Source organism: Hyphomicrobium sp. LHD-15 (genome assembly GCF_031157355.1).
GTDB lineage: Bacteria > Pseudomonadota > Alphaproteobacteria > Rhizobiales > Hyphomicrobiaceae > Hyphomicrobium_C.
This window is the reverse complement of the sequence record NZ_JAVIFT010000002.1, coordinates 839,872-858,695: the sequence shown is the minus strand read 5'-3', so window position 1 is coordinate 858,695 and position 18,824 is coordinate 839,872. Positions and strand designations below refer to the sequence as shown.

The following is an 18,824-nucleotide window of genomic DNA, read 5'->3' as shown; positions in this document are numbered from 1 at the left end:
TTCTAGGTCTTGCTCTCAGGCACCACGCCATCGCGCTCACTTTGCGCAGCGGGCTCTCGAAACCGGCGGCGATAGTCGGGGCTGTAAAGCGCGCTGTTGCGGAACTCGCGATGTCCGAGCACACGCCCGACCACGATCAGCGCGGTCCGATCCAAGGCTGCTTCCTGAACCTGCCCCGCGATCGTCGCCAGCGTCCCGACAATGATTTTCTCTTCCGGCCACGAAGCCCGCACCACGACCGCCGCCGGACAATCCGCCCCGTAAAAAGGAACCAGTTCGTCTACCACTTTGCCGATGACATGGATGGAAAGATGGATGGCCATCGTCGCCCTGGCCGTTCCCAGCGCCGCAAGCGTCTCGGAATCCGGCATCGCAGATGCCCGTCCGCCACCCGTCCGCGTAAGCACGACCGTCTGCGCCACCTCAGGAAGCGTCAGCTCCTGCCCCAGCGCAGCTGCCGCCGCTGCAAACGCAGGTACGCCCGGTGTCAACGTATACGGAATGCCAAGCTCATCGAGACGGCGCAATTGCTCGCCAAGCGCGCTCCAGATCGAGAGATCGCCCGAATGCAGCCGCGCGACGTCCTCTCCCGCCTCGGTCGCTCTTTGCATCTCTCCCACGATCTCGTCGAGGGCCATCGGCGCCGTATCGACGATGCGCGCGCCTGCCGGACAATGATCGAGCAGCGCCTTGGGCACCAGCGAGCCCGCGTAGAGACACACGGAGCAACGCGCAATCAGATCGCGCCCGCGGACGGTGATCAGATCCGCGGCCCCAGGACCGGCGCCGATGAAGTGAATGGTCATGGCTGTTCCTCTTGCTCTTGAAGAGGCCCATCCCCTTCCGCAAGCGCGCATGTAACGGTGGCGGTCGAGATCCGCGCGCCGAGCAACCGCGCATTGCGCCCGGCAGCAATCAAGGCCGACGCCTCGGCGACCGAAGCAATCCCGGCAAGGCGAAGCACACGCTCGGAGGGGGACACCACTTCTCCCATCATGCTCTCGAGATTCTCCTTCGAATACGACCGAAGCGGCACACCGCGCTGCAACGCAAAGGCACGAAGCGACGGCTCCTCGGCTTTCGACGAAACGGTCGCGAGCACAGCGATGTTCGCTCCAGAAACGCCGAATGTGTCTTGCGCGAGCGTGAGCGCCTGCTCGATCTCTTCCACCGGCGTCCCACGCCGGCAACCGATGCCTGCCGCAATCATGGTTTGCTCACACGCCAGTGAACGATAGGCAGCGCTGGCTTCCAGGCCGTCATGCCGCCGAGCGGCTCGGCTCGTTCGATGCCGAGGCGCACGAGATCGCCGCCGAACTTGCCCGCAAGCCCGATCAGCATCGCCTCGGATTCGAGCGAGACCGCATTGGCGACCAGGCGGCCGCCGGATTTGAGCGCCGCCCAGGCCGCCTCGAACACGCCGGGATCGTTCAAGCCGCCACCGATAAACACGACATCCGGAGAATCCAGATCCTCGAATGCGGCTGGAGCCTTGCCCGTCACGATCCGGAGATCCGGCGCACCGAGCGCAGCCGCATTCCGCGCCGCCCGCTCGGCCCGGTCGCCGCGCTCTTCGATACCGATCGCACGCATCGAGCGATGCCGAAGCAGCCATTCGATCGCAACCGATCCGGCACCAAGCCCGATATCCCACAACAACTCACCTTGCCTCGGCGCAAGCGAGGAAAGCGTGACAGCGCGGATTTCGCGTTTCGTCAGCTGGCCATCATGCTCGAAGAGAGCGTCGTCCAATCCCGACGCCAAACCGATCGCCTTCGCACCAGCCTCTGCCGACACCTCGATGGCCACGAGATTGAGCGGATCGATATGCGAAAGCGAGAAGTCGGCCGCACGCGTGCGCCGAATGCGCTCACGTGGTCCGCCCAGCGCTTCGAGCACCGCGATCTCGGAAGCGCCCATGCCCCGCGCGCTGAGCAGGGCCGCAAGCTTGCCGGGCGTTTCCCCGTCCCACGACAGCGCGAGAATACGAGCACCGGGCTGCAGATAGCGCACAACACCTTCGAGCGGGCGCCCATGCAGCGTAACGAGCGCCGTATCCTGCAGCGACCACCTGAGCCGCGCCGCGGCGAGGCTGAACGAGGAAGGCTGCGGCAGGCACAGCGTCTCGTCGTCGGGAAACAGCGCCGCGATCTGCGTGCCGATGCCATAGAAGAACGGATCGCCGCTCGCGAGCACGACGACGGAGCGCCCCCGCATCTTTTCGAGTTGCCGCCACGCCTCGCTGATCGGGCTTGGCCACGGCCAGGCCTTTCCGCGAATGGCCCCCCGCACGAGTTCGAGATGCCGGCTCCCGCCGATCACGACCTCGGCGCGCTCGATGAGAAGCCGTGCCGTTGGAGAAAGCGCGTCGAGCCCATCTTCGCCGAGACCGATGATGGACAACCAGCGCCGAGGCGTGCAAGTTGCGGCCTGTTCGCTTTCAGGTTTGTCGTCAATGCGCATCTTGATCCTCGGAGGCACGTCGGAAGCATCCGAGCTTGTCCGCCACATCGCGGGCGACGGAAGGCTTCATCCGATCCTGTCTCTCGCCGGCCGCACGGCAAACGCGCTCCCGAGCGGCATCGAAACCCGCGTCGGCGGCTTCGGCGGCGTAGACGCGCTCGTAGACTGGCTCCAGCACAACAAAACGCAAGCCGTGATCGACGCGACGCATCCTTTCGCGGCTAGGATCTCCGCCAACGCTCAGGCCGCAACGACGCGCCTCGGCCTTTCGCTTTGCACCGTCCTGCGCCCTGAATGGGAAGCCACCGCGAGCGACCGCTGGACCAATGTCCCCGATGCCGACGCCGCCGCTCGGGAGCTCGGCCCCCAACCGCGCCGCGTGTTCCTCAGCATCGGCCGCCAAAGCCTCGCGGCATTTGCCGCGGCGCCGCAGCACACCTACCTGATCCGCAGCATCGAAGCGCCCGACAGCGCGAGCCTTCCGCCGAAGGTTGATCTCATTGCGGCCCGTGGCCCGTTCGACCGCGCGAGCGAAGCGGCTCTGCTGCGCGACAACAGGATCGACGTTCTTGTCTCCAAGAATTCCGGAGGCACGGCGACCTATCCAAAAATCGAAGCGGCACGCGACTTGGGACTTCCCGTGATCATGATCAACCGCCCACATAAGGCATGCGGAACTGCCGTCACGACGGCCGCCGAAGCCCATGCGTGGTTGATCGCGCATCATGACGCGCGCACCTGCTCGGAGCGGGGCGTGTAAACCCACGGAGTTTGGTCGGCCCGCTCGATCAGCCGGGTCTGGCTCGACCCGACGATGATGAGCGTGCGCATATCGGCCTTCGTGTGATCGGCCGCACCTAGCGTCGTGATGTCGAGCGCCGCCTCGCTGCTGCCGGCCGCTCGCACGAACAACACGACGGTTTCCGCCGGCTTGCAGCGCCGCAGAAGATCGAAGGCCCGTCCCAACTGCTCCGGCCGCGCGCGCGAGGCCGGATTGTAGATGGCGATGGCGAAATCGCCTTCGGCCGCAGCCGTGAGCCGCCGTTCGATCGTCGCCCACGATTTGAGATTGTCGGACAAAGAAATCGCACAGAAGTCACCGCCGAGCGGCGCTCCCGCCAGCGCGGCAGCCGCCAGCATCGCGGTGATGCCCGGCTCGACACGCACATCAAGCGCACGCCAACCAGGCTCCCCGTATTCGAGCGCTTCGAAAACAGCCGCCGCCATCGCGAATACGCCGGGATCGCCACCGGACACGACAACCACGCGCCGCCCTTCCGCCGCGAGCGACAAAGCCACACGCGCCCGTTCGATCTCGACACGATTGTCCGACGCATGACGCCGCTGATGCGGCCCGGCCGGCGGCAGGCGATCGACGTACGTAAAGTAGCCGACGACGTCCGTCGCCTCTTCCAGTGCCTTCAGCACCGAGGGCGTCGTAAAATCGGTGCCCGATGGGCCCAATCCGACAACTGTCAACGTACCGGTCATATCTTACGCCCCTCGCCCGGCACGATGATCATCGCGAAATAGGGTCCAACGTCTGCCGAGAGATCCGCAAGCGGAAGGATACGCTCCTCCGGCATCGTGCCGCGCTCCACATAGATCGCCCGCGCAAGAAGCCCGGCGGCCGAGATCGCGCGCCGAACTTTCGCGAGATTCCGCCCCACCTTCATGATCACCGCGGCGTTCGATGTCTTGAGACGCTCGGTCAACACATGCTCATCCAGCGTTCCGGGCAGCACCGTCAAGATGTCGTCACCCCACGTGATCGGCGCATTGGCGCGCGTCCAGCATCCCGACATGCCGGTGACACCGGGAACCACCTCAACCGGATAGCGCCCGTCCAGCCGCCGCCACATGTGCATGAACGAGCCATAGAAGAACGGATCGCCCTCGGCGAGCAGCCCGACCGAGCGCTTGCTGCTGAGATGCGCTTCGATCGTGGCCGCAGTAGCGGCGTAGAATTCGGCGATCTGCGATTGGTAGTCGTCGTGCTCGACGGGAATCTCGTCCGTCACGGGATATTCGAGCCGCAGCTCCTCGCGCCCATCCGCAATGAGCGCACTCACGATGCTGCGCGCATTTCCCTTGCGGCCACGCTTCGCGAAATAGGCGAGCACATCGACGCTCCGCACGAGCCCCGCGGCCCTGAGCGTCAACAACCGGACGTCGCCGGGCCCGACACCGATCCCATAGAGCGTGCCGCCGACGGCCGAGCCGGCAAGATGATCGAGATCGCTCATTCGGCCTCGCTTGCCAGTGCGTTGATCGCCGCCACTGTCATCGCACTTCCGCCCTTGCGTCCCTTGACGATGAGATACGCCCCGCGTCCATCCTCGGCGAGCGCCTCCTTGGATTCCACCGCACCCACGAACCCGACCGGAATGCCAATGATGGCCGCCGGAAGCGGCGCGCCTTCGTCGAGCATTTCGAGCAACCGGAACAGCGCCGTCGGAGCGTTCCCGATGGCGACGATCGAGCCGCCGAGGCGCGGCCGCCACAGCTCCAGAGCCGCCGCCGAGCGGGTCGTCCCGAGTTTTTCAGCGAGCCCCGGAACGGAGGGATCGTCGAGCGTGCACACGATCTCGTTGTTCGCAGGAAGGCGGCTGCGCGTGATCCCCTGCGCGATCATCTTGGCGTCGCAGAAGATCGGCGCTCCGGCGCGAAGCGCAGCGTGCCCCTTGGCGACGAAATCGTCGGACATGACAATGTCGGACGCGATCTCGACCATCCCCGAGGCATGGATCATGCGGACAGCGATCTTCTCGGCGTGTCCGTTGAAATTGCGAAGGTCCGCCTCTTCGCGGATCATCGCGAACGACTTCCGATAGATCTCGGCTCCATCGCTGATATAGGAGCGCTTCGTAAGCATGGTGCTGGTGTTCCTAGAAGACGCGCGCGAGCGCGACCAAATTCTGAATGTTGTCGGGCGGGAGATAGCCCACGGTCGGGCCGTTGATGGTGCCGTTGCGAACGACGCGGAATTGCTCGCCCTCGCCGATCAGCACAAGATCCGCAGGCTTCGAGCGCGCACAGCCTTTGTTGCATCCCGACACATGAGCGGAGACACATCCGATTTGCCCGAGCAGCGGCGCCAGGGCGCGTGCGGCGGCCCGTGTGTCCACAGTCGACGACGCACACGCTGGAGAACCAGGGCAGGCGTCGATGGACAACAGTGGTTCATCTGCATTCAGCAGAAAACCATGAGAACGCGCATAATCGCTGAGATGCTGCGCGGCCTGCTCATCGGGAACGGGTATGTAGAACGAGCGCCACGGCGAGACGCGAAACTCGGAAGCCCCGACCGCGATTGCACGTTCCGCCACCGCCAGCAGATCTTCCGCTTCGACACGACCGAATGGCGCCGCGAGTCCGACCACCACCGGTCCATCGTCGAGCACGATCGCGCCGAGCGTTTTTTGGGTGCTCGTCCGCGCGAATTCGAGCGCACCCGCCGGCTCACCGAACCTTTCGACTGCCCGCACAATCGCAAGCACGACTTGCCCAGGCACATCCACCATACGCACGTCGCCGACCTCTTCGGTCAACGCGACGAACGCGTGGATGAGCCGCTCCACCGCCGAAAGCACCTGCCCCGGCTCAAGCAGCCGCAGCCACAGCACGCCCTCGGCACCATCGATCCCGATCGCAACCCGCGGCCGCTCCGCAGAGCCAACGGCACGAATGCGGATGTCAGCTCGTTCGTCATCCAGCGAGAAGCGCCCACCGCCGTCCACGACGAAACCAAACTTTCCGGAAAACCGGAAACCGCCCACCTTGCGCGACAGCATCTCTTCCACAGCGCGTGCAAGCGGACGAACATCCATCACTTCCGCAGGATCAAGCCCCGCGAGCGGATTGACCATCACGTTACGGGCGGCTTCGGCAGCCTCGGTTTCATCCGCCAGCCCCAGACGATCGAGTTCCGACACCAAAGCCGGAAAGCTCTCAGGCGTCAGGCCGCGCATCTGGACGTTGGCGCGCCGCGTCAGATCGATGAGGCCATTTCCGTGCAGCCGCGAGAGCGAAGCGATCTCCGTAAGATCGGTTGCACGCAGGCAACCACCGCGCGGGCGAATGCGCACGATCTGCCCGTCACCCGTTTCCATCGGGCGCCGCACGCCGGGGCACCACCCCTTTTTATAGTTTTGACGCTGGGCCCTCATGGGACAATCCGAGCCTCGCCCGCCGCAGATCTCATGGTATGTTGCAGAGCCCCCGCAAGTTCGCCATGCACGGCGTTACGATGCGGCGTCCACAAACGTCTGGCGATTGCGTCTTCCAGCCTCAGAACGATCGCATGCACTGCCGCCGGATTGGCTTCGAGAAGCGCCGCCAGAACGCTTTCATCAGCGATATACGCCTCATGCACGCTTTCGAACAGGTGATTTGAAACAAGCGGCGCAGACACGGCAAAAGCATAGAGCGCATCGACCGCCTGCGCGACCTCGGACACACCGCGATGGCCGTGGTTAAGCATGCCGGCAATCCACCGCGGATTGGTCAACCGCCCTCGAACGATCCGCGCGATCTCGACCTCAACCGTCCGCACCACCGGCGTATCCGGCTTGCTGGTGTCGAGATGGTAAAGACTGGGGGACCGGCCGATCTCCGCCGCCGCTGCGGCAAAGCCGCCGACGAAATCGGCAACTCCGTCACCATCCAGGAGATCGCGCTCCCTGTCGTCCTGCGGATGCACAAGCGCATCGATCGCTGCCAGCCGTTCCGCGAACTGCTGCGCCGCCGGTTGCGGCTGTTCATCGCCGCCGTAGGCATGGGTCGAAGCCGCGAGATAGGCCTGCGCGATATCCGCGCGCGTCGACCCCTCCCGGTCGAGAATAGCTTCTGCCGCACCCGCGCCATAAGCGCCCGGCGCATTGCCGAAGATGCGGACGAGATCGCGCCCTGCGCGTCGTTCGGCTGCAAGAGGGTTCCAGTCATCCGGCTCGTCCTGTGCGCCAACGCGGCGAACCGCGAGTTCCAGAAGCGCGATCTGGGCCGGGAAGATGTCGCGGAACGAGCCCGAGATCCTGAGCGTGACGTCGATCCGCGGCCGGTCCATTTTGGCAAGCGGAATGACCTCGATCCCGGTCACCCGGTTGGAGGCCGGATCCCACTGCGGGCGAACGCCGAGATAAGCGAGCGCCTGCGCGATGTCGTCGCCACCCGTCCTGAGAGAGGCCGACGCCCATAGGTCGACCATGACCGAGCGCGGATACTCGCCGTGATCCTGCATGTAGCGGCGCACCACCTCTTCGGCCGCGCGCGCACCCACGATCGTCGCAACCCGCGTCGGGATCGCGCGCGGATCGGTCGCGGTGAGGTTACGGCCTGTCGGCAGAACGTCGCGGCGTCCGCGCGTCGGCGCTCCGGACGGTCCCGGCGCGACACGCCGGCCGTCGAGAGCGGCGAGCAGCCCATCTCGCTCACGCTTTGCGCACGCCTCTATCAGATCCTCGATCGCATCCTTACTCGCCGCGTCCTGCGATCCACCTAGCGACGCCGAAATCGCGTCGGAGAGGTTGCGTGAGGCTTCGTCCGAAGGCCGGCAACCGAAAACATGCAGGCTGTCGCGGATCGCGAGATCCTTGATGTCGCAAAGCTGCGCATCAAGTTTCGCGATCTGCTCTCGCGGCGTCTCGCTGCGCACGAGACCGCAATCTTCCGCCAAACCGGAGCGCCACGCCCGCTCCAGGATTTCCCGTTCGAGAAGCGCCTGACGCCGCGCATCCACGCCATCGGCATCCGCGTATTCCTCGATCAGACCTTCAAGCTCTCCGAGCGGTCCATGCAAACCGGCTTCGCAAAGCGGGGGAGTGAGATGGCCGATCGTAACGGCCGCGATCCGCCGCTTGGCCTGCACCGCTTCCGCCGGATTATTGACGATGAAGGGGTAGATGACCGGCACGGGGCCGAGCACGGCCTCGGGGAAACAGCTCTGAGAAAGCGCAATCGCCTTGCCGGGCAGCCATTCGAGCGTGCCGTGCGTACCGAGATGCACGAGCGCGTCGATCTTCTCCTGCTCCCTGAGCCAGGCATAGAGCGCGACATAGGCATGCCGCGGCGGGACCGATGTATCGTGATAGCCGGACTTCCGGTCACCGCTCGAACCACGATCCGGCTGCAACACGACGACGACGTTGCCGGCCCGAATACAACGAAATCGGAAGCAACCGTTCGAACAGAGTGGATCCTGCTCCGGCTCGCCCCACGTGGCGGTGATGGCCTCTCCCACACGCATCGGCAACGCCACCAACCACCGCCGATAGTCGGAGATGGAAACGTCGACGGTATCCGACGCCGCGAGCCCCGACAGCGACGCAATGATCGCCTCCCCCGAAGGAAGCTCTGCGCCGACGTGGTAGCCGGCACTCCTCAAGGCATCGAGGATTGCATTCGCGCTTTGCGGCGTATCGAGACCGCAGGCATATCCCGTGCGCCCCCCGCGCCCCGGATAGTCCGACAGCATGATCGCGAGGCGGCGAGATGCGGCAGGCGTTCTCCGAAGCCTGGCCCAGGCTGCGGCGAGATCGGCCACGTAGGCAATGCGATCTTCCTGCGGGGCATGAACCTGCACCGCGTATTCGAGATCGGCGTCGAACGGCAGCTCGGCCTTGAACGACACGGCGCGCGTGAACACCCGGCCGTCCAGCTCCGGCAGCACGACATTCATCGCGAGGTCGGTTGCCGAAAGTCCGCGAGGCGAAGCGTCCCACGCTGCGCTTTTGTGGCCGGCGAGCGCGACTTGCAAAACGGCGCAATCGGCCTGATCCAGCACCGTCGTATCGTCCGCACGCATCGCGGAGAACGCGGTTGCATTGAGAATGACGGCAGGTTGCGCCCGCGCGATGAACGCGGACAGACCGGCGGCAACCTCAGGATCCTTGAGACTGGTGACCGCGATCCCGATGGCATCCAAGCCTTTGTCGCGCAACACGGCGAGCAACCGCGTGATCGGCGCAATATCGGCCGCAAGCAAGCTCGACTTGTAGAACAAAACGAATGCCGCCGGCCGGCCGGATGCGCCGACCGCATAATGCGCAAGCGGAACGGCATCGCCGCTTTCCGAAAGCGCCATGATCGGCCCGAGCTGAACCGGACTGTCGTTGACGACATCACGCCCCATCAACCGCGCGGCAAGGCGCAAGATGCCGGCTGCGTTCTGCGCACCACCCTCGCGGAAGTAGTGCTCAAACTGCGCGCGGAACTCTTCATCCACGGTCGAAAGCGCGACGAGACGGGGATCGGGCCGGTCATCTCCCGGCAGCGCCACAAGCAGCACGCCGCGACGCGCCGCCAGCGCGGCAAGGCGCTCGAAGCCGTAACGCCAATAGTCGAGCCCGCCGAGGCTCCGCACTATGACGATCTTCGCGTGCGCCACAACGCTGTCGACATAGAGATCGACAGACATCGGGTGGCGAAGCTTCTTGAGGCTCGCGAGCCTCAACGTCGGATGGGCACCTTGTCCCGCGCGCCAAGCCGCAGCCATCGCCGAGAGATCGCTATCGCTGAACGAAAGACAGACCACGTCGGCCGGCGTTTGCCCGAGATCGATCGCAGCTTCCGCTTCATCGAGCGTTCCTGAATCGATAGCGAGCAAATGCATCGGCGATGCGCCTAGGTTCCGGCAATCGACTGCGCAATGGCTTCGCGGTCGAGGCCTTTTTGCCCGATGACGACGAGGCGGCCCTGACGGCTCTCACCGGCATGCCACGCCCTGTCGAACTGATGTTGCAAGCGCGAGCCGACGCCCTGGATAAGGAGCCGCATCGGCTTGCCCTTCACTTCCGCAAATCCTTTGACGCGCAGAATGTCGTGCGCATCGGCGGTCTTCTTGACGCGTTCGATCAAATCGCCCGGCTGGTCGAGCTGCGGGATGTCGATGATGAACGTCTCGAAGTCGTCGTGGTCGTGACCTTCTTCCTGATCGTGATGCGACGGCCGCTGAGCGAGATCCGTTTCTGCCGCAGCACCGAGCCCGAGCAGAACCGCGCTATCGATCTCGCCGCCCTTGGCCTCGACGATCTTGACCGCACGCGGCACTACGGCTTTGATCTCGCCCGCAACGCGGCCGCGATCGTCGCCCGTCATCAGATCGGTCTTGTTGAGAACGATGAGATCGGCACAGAGCAGCTGGTCCTCGTAGACCTCCTCGAGCGGATTGTCGTGATCGATCGAGGCATCTTCCCGGCGCTGGCTTAAAAGCGCTTCCGGATCGTCGGCAAAGCGTCCGGCCGCGACTGCCGCTCCATCGACAACGGCAATTACGCCATCGACTGTCACCCGCGACGCGATCGCCGGCCAGTTGAACGCCTGCACCAGCGGCTTCGGCAACGCGAGGCCGGAGGTTTCGATCAGGATGTGCTCCGGCGGCTCCGGCAGGTTCAAAAGCTGCTCGATGGCCGGCACGAAATCGTCGGCGACCGTGCAGCAGATGCATCCATTCGAAAGCTCGACGATGCGATCTTCGGTGCAGTCCGCCGCACCGCATCCTTTCAGGATCTCGCCATCGATGCCGACGTCGCCGAACTCGTTGACGATAACGGCGAGCCGGCGCCCGGACGAATTCTGAAGGATGTGCCGCACCAGCGTCGTCTTGCCCGCACCGAGAAAGCCGGTGATCACGCTGCACGGCACTTTTGCCAAGGTCTTCATGTCGTTTGCTGTTCCTGAATTTCGAAGCCAAGCGGAGGAATCCGCGCGACGACGCCCTTGCGGAACGAAGCCGGTCGCTCCTTCCAGGGCACAATTCCATTTTCGGAGCGCTGATACGACAGCGCCGCCTCGACGATCTCGTCGAGGTGATCCGCGGCCGTGAGATCGCCGACGAGATAGGTCCACTTCCCGGCACCCACCATCGCAACCGTAGCCGGACGCTTGCAGACGGCCAGACACTCGACCGGCTTTACAGCGACGCCCTCGGCCGAGGCGGCAGCAAACTTGTCCCGCAGCGCATTGACAAGCGCGAGGCCCGAGCCGCCCTCGCCTTCACCCTGCCCGCGGCAGGAGACGCAGACAAAAATCGTCATCGCGGACTGATCCATCGCGCGCTCCTGCACCGGCCTAACCCGCCCGGCGCGAATTTTCTCCGCGCTGCCAAAGCCATCCCACAGCCAATCCCGTAAGCGCCCACAGGATCGCGTGCGTGACGAGAGAGGCAGAGGCGAAACGAGCGGCCAGCTCAGCCGGCACGCGGCTCGTCTCGAAGTGATGAGGATGCGGCGCGCCGATAACGTGAGGTGCAACCAGCAAAACGACAGCCACAACCTTCAGCCACGCGGCGCTCGTCTGGAAGAAAAGCCAAAGCGCCAGCGCCGTCGCAGCCGCCGTCCCAAGCCACCAGATCTGCCGCTCCACGAGCCCGGCCGCCTGCATGCCCGGCAATTCCGGCGCAAGGCCGAGCGCGGGTGCGAGCCCGGTCACGACAAAGCCCGCCGCCGCCCAGCTCAAAGCTTTGGGCGTGTCGATACGGCCATCCGCAAACAACAACCCGCCCAGCATCAGCAAGGCAAACCCGATGGCCGTCGCGACAGTCGCGGTGGTTGTAAAGAACGTGCGTTCGAAGCCGTCGGCAGGCTGCCAACCGTCGTGCTCATGCCCGCCGGCCGCTGCATCGTCATGGGTGGAATGCACGAGAACGAGACGCGCAACGCCGCTTTCGGACGCCAGCCGGTCACGTGACATCGCAGCGGGGTTTGACGCTGTTTCGAATTTCTCCGCCGCAAGGATCAACGGCGTCGTTGTGAAATGCTGAACCAGGGCTACGAGCAGCCCAGCAGCAAAGCCGGCCAGAAGGCCGACCGACAGAACGCGGGTTATCACGGGTGAACTCGCTCAGTGGCAGGGAAAGCTGAGAGCGTGACGCGTGTCGTGGCCGGCGTTGTGAATGGTGTCGGAGTGGGCAAACCCCGCAGTCAAAACAAGACCTGCACCGATTGCAAACGCCATCAGGGCAACGCGGAGGCGTTCGGCCTTGTCGGCGACGGGTGCGAGAACGGCGGTATTCGCTTGCGAATTCATGGAAACCTCTCCTTGGCCACCCCACCGGGGCCGTTGAGCATCTGGATTGCGACGGCCGGTCTCCTGGCTTACGGCTCTTGCGCGTCCGGCAACCTTCCCGGTTTCCCAGTGGTTACTTATGCCGTTCGCTCGCCGACTACAGTTGCGGGGGCAGCTGCGGAGGCCTCCGTTACGGAGTAACCGCATTCCCGTTCAATCCCCTAAGGGGAACCGTCACCCGGACAGTAAAGGGGTATCCGCACGCTGGCGTCAATGGCATTTCGGAAGCCTAAGCCTGACGAGGCGTCACACCACCCTTCACGCCGCACCGCGCCCTGTTGCATAAGAGGCGACAACAAACACGAGGAGCGCCCAATGACAGCCACCGCAACCGACGACACAGCTCGCCACAGGGAAAAAATGGCGAACCGCAAGGCGGTGCAGGATGCCGAGGTCGCTTCGAAGACCATCGAGAAGGGCCTGCTCATCGTTCACACCGGCAAGGGCAAGGGAAAATCCACGGCGGCATGGGGTCTTCTTCTGCGCGCACTCGGCCGTGGGCTCAAAGTGGGCGTCGTGCAATTCGGCAAGGGAGCCTGGGAAACCGGCGAGCGCAAGGCCGTCGAAGCCTTCGGCGACCAGGTGGTTTGGCACACGCTCGGAGAAGGCTTCACCTGGGAAACGCAAGACAGAGAGCGTGACGTCGCGGCCGCCCGTGAAGCTTGGCAGATTGCTCAAAACCTGATGAACGACCCCGCCATTCGGCTCGTGATCCTCGACGAGCTTAACATCTCGCTCCGCTACGACCACCTCGATCTGTCGGAGGTAGTGGCCGCCCTCAAGAAACGCCGCGGCGACCTCCACGTCGTCGTGACCGGCCGCAACGCCAAACCCGAATTGATCGAAGCCGCCGATCTCGTGACCGAGATGAGTTTGGTGAAGCACCACTTCGCCGCTGGCGTAAAGGCCCAGGAGGGCATCGAGTTCTGACGCGCATGAAAGCGATCATGCTTCAAGGCACCGGCTCGGATGTCGGAAAATCGCTGCTGGTCGCAGGACTGTGTCGCGCGTTTTCCAATCGCGGCCTCAAGGTACGGCCGTTCAAGCCGCAGAACATGTCGAACAACGCCGCCGTGACCGCTGACGGCGGCGAGATCGGGCGTGCGCAAGCCCTGCAGGCGCGCGCAGCTCGGGTCGCACCGACGGTTCACATGAACCCGGTGCTCTTGAAACCGCAAAGCAACATTGGCGCCCAGGTTGTCGTTCAAGGGCGCGTCGTGGGAACCTCCAAAGCCCGCGATTTCCAGTCCATGAAGCCCCGTCTCATGGCTTCCGTGCTCGAAAGCTTTCGTAAGCTCGGAGAAGAAGCCGACATCGTCGTCGTCGAGGGCGCCGGATCGGCATCCGAGATCAATCTACGCGCCGGCGACATTGCCAACATGGGGTTCGCGCAAGCGGCAAACGTGCCGGTGATCCTGGTCGGCGACATCGACCGCGGCGGCGTCATCGCAAGCCTGGTCGGCACCAAGGCCGTCATCGCGCCCGACGATGCCGCGAGGATCGCCGGCTTCATCGTCAACAAATTCCGCGGTGACCCCACGCTTTTCGCAGCGGGCATGTCCGAAATCGAGCGCCTGACGGGATGGTCCTCGTTCGGCCTCGTGCCGTATTTCTCGAACGCCAACCGGCTGCCCGCCGAAGACGCGCTCGCGTTGGCCGCGCCGCAAATCGCACCCCGAAACGGCCCCATCCAAATTGTCGTTCTCGCCTATCCGCGCATATCGAATTTCGACGATTTCGATCCGTTACGCCTCGAGCCCGGTGTCGACCTCAAGTTCCTCCATCCAGGTTCTCCCATTCCCGGCAACGCGACACTCGTGATCCTGCCCGGATCGAAAGCGACGATGGCCGACCTCGCAACGCTGAGAGACACCGGCTGGGATATCGATCTCGCCGCTCACGTTCGCCGCGGCGGCCGCGTGCTCGGCATCTGCGGCGGCTACCAGATGCTCGGCAAACGCGTATCGGACCCCAACGGCATCGAAGGCGAGCCCGGATCGGTCGATGGCCTCGGCCTCCTCGACATCGAAACCGTGCTCGACGGCGACAAAGTTCTTGTCGAGGTCAGCGGAACCTCCGAGCTAGGCGGCGCGCCATTCCGCGGCTACGAAATGCACATCGGCCGCACGACGGGCGCCGGCTGCGCGAAGCCGATGCTGCGCTTTGCGGATAGCCGCACCGAAGGCGCGATCAGCGCGTTAGGCCACGTCTCCGGTTGCTATGTGCACGGCCTCTTTGCCGACGATGCATTCCGCGCCGCCCTGCTGACTTCGATCGGCGCCGAAACCTCGTCGCTCAACTACGACGCGGATATCGACGACGTGCTCGACCAGTTCGCCACCCACATCGAACTGCACGTCGCCTGCGACCGCCTACTCGAACTCGCGAACCGCTGAATGTCAGTGATTTCAGCCGCATTGGCGGACCAAAGTTCGCCATCCGATCACCACGCCAGACACCGACACCACAAGCCCTGCGATCGACAACAGCCACACCAGGATATCTCGCGCCGGCTGGTTCCTGAGCAGAATCGGCAAGTCGTAATCGTGTAGGAAGTTGAACAGCCACCGATAGGTGCGTGCATCGCTATCGCTCAGCCCGGCGATGGCGCCCGTCGCCGGATCGAGAAACAGCCATGATGCATCGGGATCGTCGAACACCACCTTGACGACCGGCAGCGGCCGCTTGTGGTGATGGGAATACCAGTAGATCTCCTCCTCGGTCAGGCGCTCTCCCGCGACCACGGACGCGGACGGAAACGCCTGTCGCGCAGCCTTAACGAGCATGTCATCGGCAATCGGAGCGGGTTCGCCGGATTTCGGATCGGCAAGCAGAACACTTGCGTCGTTGCGGACGATCATGCGGGCCTGCCCGCCGACCCAGACGAAGGAAACCTCAGTCGGCACGCGGCGACCTGCTTCCGCGATAGCAGCCGGCATGACGCCATAGACATGGCCTTCGCTCCAACCCGCATACGCGACGCGTTGCACGTCGGAAAACTGCGTGCGCGCGAAGAGACTGAAGGGATTGACCGATAGCCACCCGCTCGCGATCCAAGTCGTCAGGAATACGCCGCCGATCAGACCGCCGACGTGATGCCACTTCATCCAGCCGCGATAGGGCGTCCCACGACCGCCCTTGTAGGGCCGCCGCACGCGAAGCCGCAGAATACCGATCCACAGCCCCGTGATCGCCCCGATGATCAAGGGCCCCGAAAGCCACATGACCGATTGGCGCCACAGCTGCTGGTCCTTGCGGATCGGCGAAAAATAAATCCAGTGCGGCACCGCGCCGAGCCAGTTCCAGAAGCGCTCGTTGCCCGTCGCGTTCTGCACGATCTCGCCGGTTTTCGAGGAGACGTAGACGGTCGTGCCGAGCCCGTCGTCGAGCACAAACTTGTAGAGCGGCCGGTGCGGATCGAACCGGCGCGTCACCGTCCACTGGTCATAGTCGAGCGTTTCCAAAAGCCGCGGAGCAGCATTCGGGAACACCGCTGACACATGCCGCCGGGCCTGCTCGGCATCGACCTGCGAGACCGGAAGTCCTGTCACGGCCGAGATCGTCGCAGGACCGCCCGCCGCGACGATGCGATAGACCGGTTCGTCGGCGAGCATCTCGAGCCGAAAGATCGTTGGCAACGTTTTGACGCCAGCCGTCGCCATCGCGTCGTCTGGCCTAACAGCGACGCGCCCGGCATCGATGACCGGCAGATTCGTCAGCCGCTCCTGATCCGTCCAGGACGGGAACGGCACGTACAGCATGACGAGCCCCGACAGGAACCACATCACGCACAGCACGCAGGTGATGACACCGAGCCAGCGGTGGCCCCAGTAGAGCCACCGCTTCGCGGTCTTCGCCCACGACCGCCCGGAACCCCGCGAGGCTCCGGACGACGCGGCGATATTGGTTTCAAAACGTCCCATGTCAGTACTTGATACGATAGCTGAGCTCGGCCGAGCGCGGCGGCGCAAGTTGCCACTCGGTGGAACTGCCGCCAGTCGCGTACTTCTCGTCGAACACGTTGAACACGCGCAGCGCAATCTCACTCTTGTCGGTGACGTCGTAGCTCAGGCCCATATTCACGACAGTCGACGCGGGGCGCTTTAGCGTATTTGCATCGTTGTTGTAAACGGAACCGATCCACTGCACGCCTGCGTAAGCTTCCCACTTTGGAAGGAAAGCCCACGTCAGCCAGCTGTTGACCACCTGCTCCGGCACGTTGGGCGGCCGGTTGCCAGTGTAGTCGACGCCACCGGCAGCGATCATCTCGTCGAACCGAGCTTCGAGCACGGCCACGTTGCCGTCATAACGCAGAGTATCCGTGAGCTGGAGCCCCAGAGACGCCTCGACACCTCGCGACGATTGCTGCCCGATCTGCCTGGTCAGCGTCGGGTTGTCGGGATCTCGCGACAGGATATTGTTCTTCTCGATGTCGTATGCGGCAAGCGTCCATTCTCCGCGCCCGCCCCAGAACGACTGTTTGACGCCGACTTCATACTGCCGGCTTGTCGCAAGCTGATACTGCGAGTTCGTAAGACTCAAGCTGAGCAGAGCGCCGCCGATCGGATCGACGGCTGTTGCATACTGCCCATAAAACGCAAGACCCGGCACAGGTGTATAGACCGCGCCGACCCGCCACGAGGTTTCCGAAAAGTCTTTCTCAAAGTAGGTGGGCGCTGGAGTTGCATTTGGATCGGCGCGCTCAAGCGAGACTTTGTCGAGACGGATACCGGCGACGACAGTCAGTTCTTTCGAGAGCGTCAAACGGTCCTCGGCAAAAAACGCATGCTGGAACGTCTCGGAATCCACGCGCGCGACAGCGGGAACATTGTTCTTATCGCCGAACCAACCTGGATCGGGATTGAAGGGATCGACCGAAGAAGTTCCTGCAAACGGCGAGTTGCTTCTGTTCAGGAAATCGATGCTGTTGACGTCGAAGCCGACAACCAATTCGTTCTTGACGCCACCGCCAATAGGTGTACGGACAGTCGCGTCGAAGCGATTTCCAATCTGCTCCTGATCATGAAAGATCTCGATGTAATCGGACCGCAGCACCCGCCCCGCGAACGGACCTGACGTTTGGTAGGCATAGGATTCGACGTTGCGCCAATGCCGGTTGCTGGTCAGCCGATAGGCCACGTTGCGCATCTCGAGCCAGTCGGTCGGGCTCCACTCGGTTTTGAATTGGGTCCAGTTGTCGACATAACTCACGTCGCTATCGCGTACGTTGAAGTTCTTGTCGCGCAGCCTTTCCGGAATAGTGCCGTTGATTAGCGGCGTACCCCAATAGCGCAGCGGCGACTGGTCGCCATGATCATGAGAGATCGTGAAGTTGAGATCGCTGGTCGGGCGATAGGTGAGCGCCCCTGAAAGCGCGAGCGAGCTGAAATCGCTTTCTCGCTCGAGCCAGCCATCCGATTGAATGCCGCTCGCATCGAAGCGATAGAACAGCTTGTCGTTGATCGGCCCACCCGATCCGACGCCAAACCGGCGCGTCGCGTCCGTTCCCACAGCAACCTCCGCCTCGTGCGTGAAATAGTCGGTCGGCTTCTTCGGTACGACGTTGATCACGCCTCCGACAGCGCCTTCGCCGTAGAGCACTGACGCAGGCCCACGCAACACTTCGATGCGCTCGGCCGACCAGGTATCGAACGGGAACGTTACCGTCCCCGAACCGACATAAAGCCGCGTACCATCATAAAGCTGCATCACCGAACCGTGGCCGGCGAACCCGCGCGCCGCCAATCCGCTACCCCCGTTTCCTGGTGCCGCGGTTGACGTAAACCCCGCCGCATTTTGCGTCACCGCCTGATTGACGCTTGTCTGCCCGCGGTCGCGAACCGTGTCGCCCGGGATGACCTCGACGCTGGCTGGCGTTTCGAGCGGAGAGAGACCGAGACGGCTGCCGGTGCCGGCCGGCGCATCGAGATTGAGACCGGGCTTGGTCTCGCCCTGGGCCGAGGCTCCACCTCCCGCGCTTGCGTCAGCTGCGGCACTCTGCGTGGCGCCGGCAGTCACCTTCTTGGCGGAAGCCTTGGCCTTCTTCTTCTGTTTGTTGGCCGTCGTCACCTCCAAAGGCGGAAGCGCGGTCGGCTCACTCGCTGGCGCAGCGGAGGTGGTTTGCGCACTCGCTTCACCCGCAAACGCCGAAGCGGCGGCAGCAAGCGCAAGCAGGCTCGAACGAGAGGTTTTGACTGGTGATCGTCTTTTCTGAACAGACATAGAGGTCCCGTCGCGATTGATGACGGGAGCCGCGCAAAACGTGCCAATGCACTGGCTCAAACGAAATCCGTCGCGAT

17 protein-coding genes and 1 riboswitch are annotated in these 18,824 nt (G+C 63.9%); of the genes, 3 read left to right on the top strand and 14 right to left on the bottom strand.

Annotated features, from left to right (window positions below):
• Nucleotides 1-2: 2 nt before the first annotated feature.
• Genes cobM through cbiE form a run of 3 tightly spaced genes read right to left on the bottom strand, consistent with a single transcriptional unit; the run spans nt 3 to nt 2,463 of the window.
• Nucleotides 3-806, bottom strand: a complete 804-nt coding sequence (gene cobM / locus RCO24_RS10585) for a precorrin-4 C(11)-methyltransferase (RefSeq protein WP_308961910.1) — start codon at nt 804-806, stop codon at nt 3-5.
• A complete protein-coding gene (locus RCO24_RS10580; RefSeq protein WP_308961908.1) occupies nt 803-1,210 on the bottom strand; it encodes a cobalamin biosynthesis protein in 408 nt (135 codons plus the stop codon). Before RCO24_RS10580 ends, cobM begins: the two co-directional genes overlap by 4 nt.
• A complete protein-coding gene (gene cbiE / locus RCO24_RS10575; RefSeq protein ID WP_308961907.1) occupies nt 1,207-2,463 on the bottom strand; it encodes a precorrin-6y C5,15-methyltransferase (decarboxylating) subunit CbiE in 1,257 nt (418 codons plus the stop codon). Before cbiE ends, RCO24_RS10580 begins: the two co-directional genes overlap by 4 nt.
• Between cbiE and RCO24_RS10570 the strand changes: the two genes are divergently transcribed.
• Nucleotides 2,456-3,223, top strand: a complete 768-nt coding sequence (locus RCO24_RS10570) for a cobalt-precorrin-6A reductase (RefSeq protein ID WP_308961905.1) — start codon at nt 2,456-2,458, stop codon at nt 3,221-3,223. The two genes, cbiE and RCO24_RS10570, sit on opposite strands and share 8 nt — an antisense overlap.
• On the opposite strand, the gene cobJ is transcribed toward RCO24_RS10570, so the two are convergent.
• From cobJ to RCO24_RS10525, 9 genes are read right to left on the bottom strand one after another with little or no spacing between them, the layout of a single operon-like run.
• Complete coding sequence (gene cobJ / locus RCO24_RS10565; protein WP_308961903.1) at nt 3,187-3,954, bottom strand: precorrin-3B C(17)-methyltransferase; 768 nt, start codon at nt 3,952-3,954, stop codon at nt 3,187-3,189. The two genes, RCO24_RS10570 and cobJ, sit on opposite strands and share 37 nt — an antisense overlap.
• A complete protein-coding gene (locus RCO24_RS10560) occupies nt 3,951-4,709 on the bottom strand; it encodes a precorrin-2 C(20)-methyltransferase (RefSeq protein WP_308961902.1) in 759 nt (252 codons plus the stop codon). The genes cobJ and RCO24_RS10560 overlap by 4 nt, the downstream gene beginning before the upstream one ends.
• Complete coding sequence (locus tag RCO24_RS10555; RefSeq protein ID WP_308961901.1) at nt 4,706-5,338, bottom strand: precorrin-8X methylmutase; 633 nt, start codon at nt 5,336-5,338, stop codon at nt 4,706-4,708. Before RCO24_RS10555 ends, RCO24_RS10560 begins: the two co-directional genes overlap by 4 nt.
• Before the next feature lie 13 nt (nt 5,339-5,351).
• Nucleotides 5,352-6,632 (bottom strand): precorrin-3B synthase, encoded by a 1,281-nt coding sequence (cobG, locus tag RCO24_RS10550; protein ID WP_308961900.1) that lies wholly within the window; start codon nt 6,630-6,632, stop codon nt 5,352-5,354.
• Nucleotides 6,629-10,072 (bottom strand): cobaltochelatase subunit CobN, encoded by a 3,444-nt coding sequence (gene cobN / locus RCO24_RS10545; RefSeq protein WP_308961899.1) that lies wholly within the window; start codon nt 10,070-10,072, stop codon nt 6,629-6,631. Before cobN ends, cobG begins: the two co-directional genes overlap by 4 nt.
• A gap of 11 nt (nt 10,073-10,083) precedes the next feature.
• A complete protein-coding gene (gene cobW / locus RCO24_RS10540) occupies nt 10,084-11,121 on the bottom strand; it encodes a cobalamin biosynthesis protein CobW (protein ID WP_308961898.1) in 1,038 nt (345 codons plus the stop codon).
• Nucleotides 11,118-11,495: a DUF1636 domain-containing protein gene (locus tag RCO24_RS10535; RefSeq protein ID WP_308961896.1), complete on the bottom strand. Its 378-nt coding sequence runs from the start codon at nt 11,493-11,495 to the stop codon at nt 11,118-11,120. The genes cobW and RCO24_RS10535 overlap by 4 nt, the downstream gene beginning before the upstream one ends.
• A 34-nt stretch (nt 11,496-11,529) precedes the next feature.
• Complete coding sequence (locus RCO24_RS10530; protein ID WP_308961895.1) at nt 11,530-12,288, bottom strand: CbtA family protein; 759 nt, start codon at nt 12,286-12,288, stop codon at nt 11,530-11,532.
• Between the two features lie 12 nt (nt 12,289-12,300).
• On the bottom strand, nt 12,301-12,486 hold the full coding sequence (locus RCO24_RS10525; protein ID WP_308961893.1) for a CbtB-domain containing protein: 186 nt from the start codon (nt 12,484-12,486) through the stop codon (nt 12,301-12,303).
• Nucleotides 12,487-12,521: 35 nt separating this feature from the next.
• Nucleotides 12,522-12,716: riboswitch (cobalamin riboswitch) on the bottom strand.
• A 124-nt stretch (nt 12,717-12,840) separates the two neighbouring features.
• Between RCO24_RS10525 and cobO the strand changes: the two genes are divergently transcribed.
• The gene (cobO, locus tag RCO24_RS10520) at nt 12,841-13,455 is read left to right on the top strand and encodes a cob(I)yrinic acid a,c-diamide adenosyltransferase (protein ID WP_308961891.1); all 615 of its coding nucleotides are present in this window, start codon (nt 12,841-12,843) and stop codon (nt 13,453-13,455) included.
• A 5-nt stretch (nt 13,456-13,460) separates the two neighbouring features.
• Nucleotides 13,461-14,921, top strand: a complete 1,461-nt coding sequence (locus tag RCO24_RS10515) for a cobyric acid synthase (RefSeq protein WP_308961890.1) — start codon at nt 13,461-13,463, stop codon at nt 14,919-14,921.
• A 12-nt stretch (nt 14,922-14,933) separates the two neighbouring features.
• Here the strand turns inward: RCO24_RS10515 and RCO24_RS10510 are convergent, their stop codons facing one another.
• Nucleotides 14,934-16,448, bottom strand: coding sequence for a PepSY domain-containing protein (locus RCO24_RS10510; protein ID WP_308961889.1), 1,515 nt, complete (start codon nt 16,446-16,448; stop codon nt 14,934-14,936).
• A gap of 1 nt (nt 16,449) precedes the next feature.
• Entirely contained in the window at nt 16,450-18,747 is a 2,298-nt protein-coding gene (locus tag RCO24_RS10505) for a TonB-dependent siderophore receptor (protein ID WP_308961887.1), read from the bottom strand.
• Between the last annotated feature and the right edge of the window lie 77 nt (nt 18,748-18,824).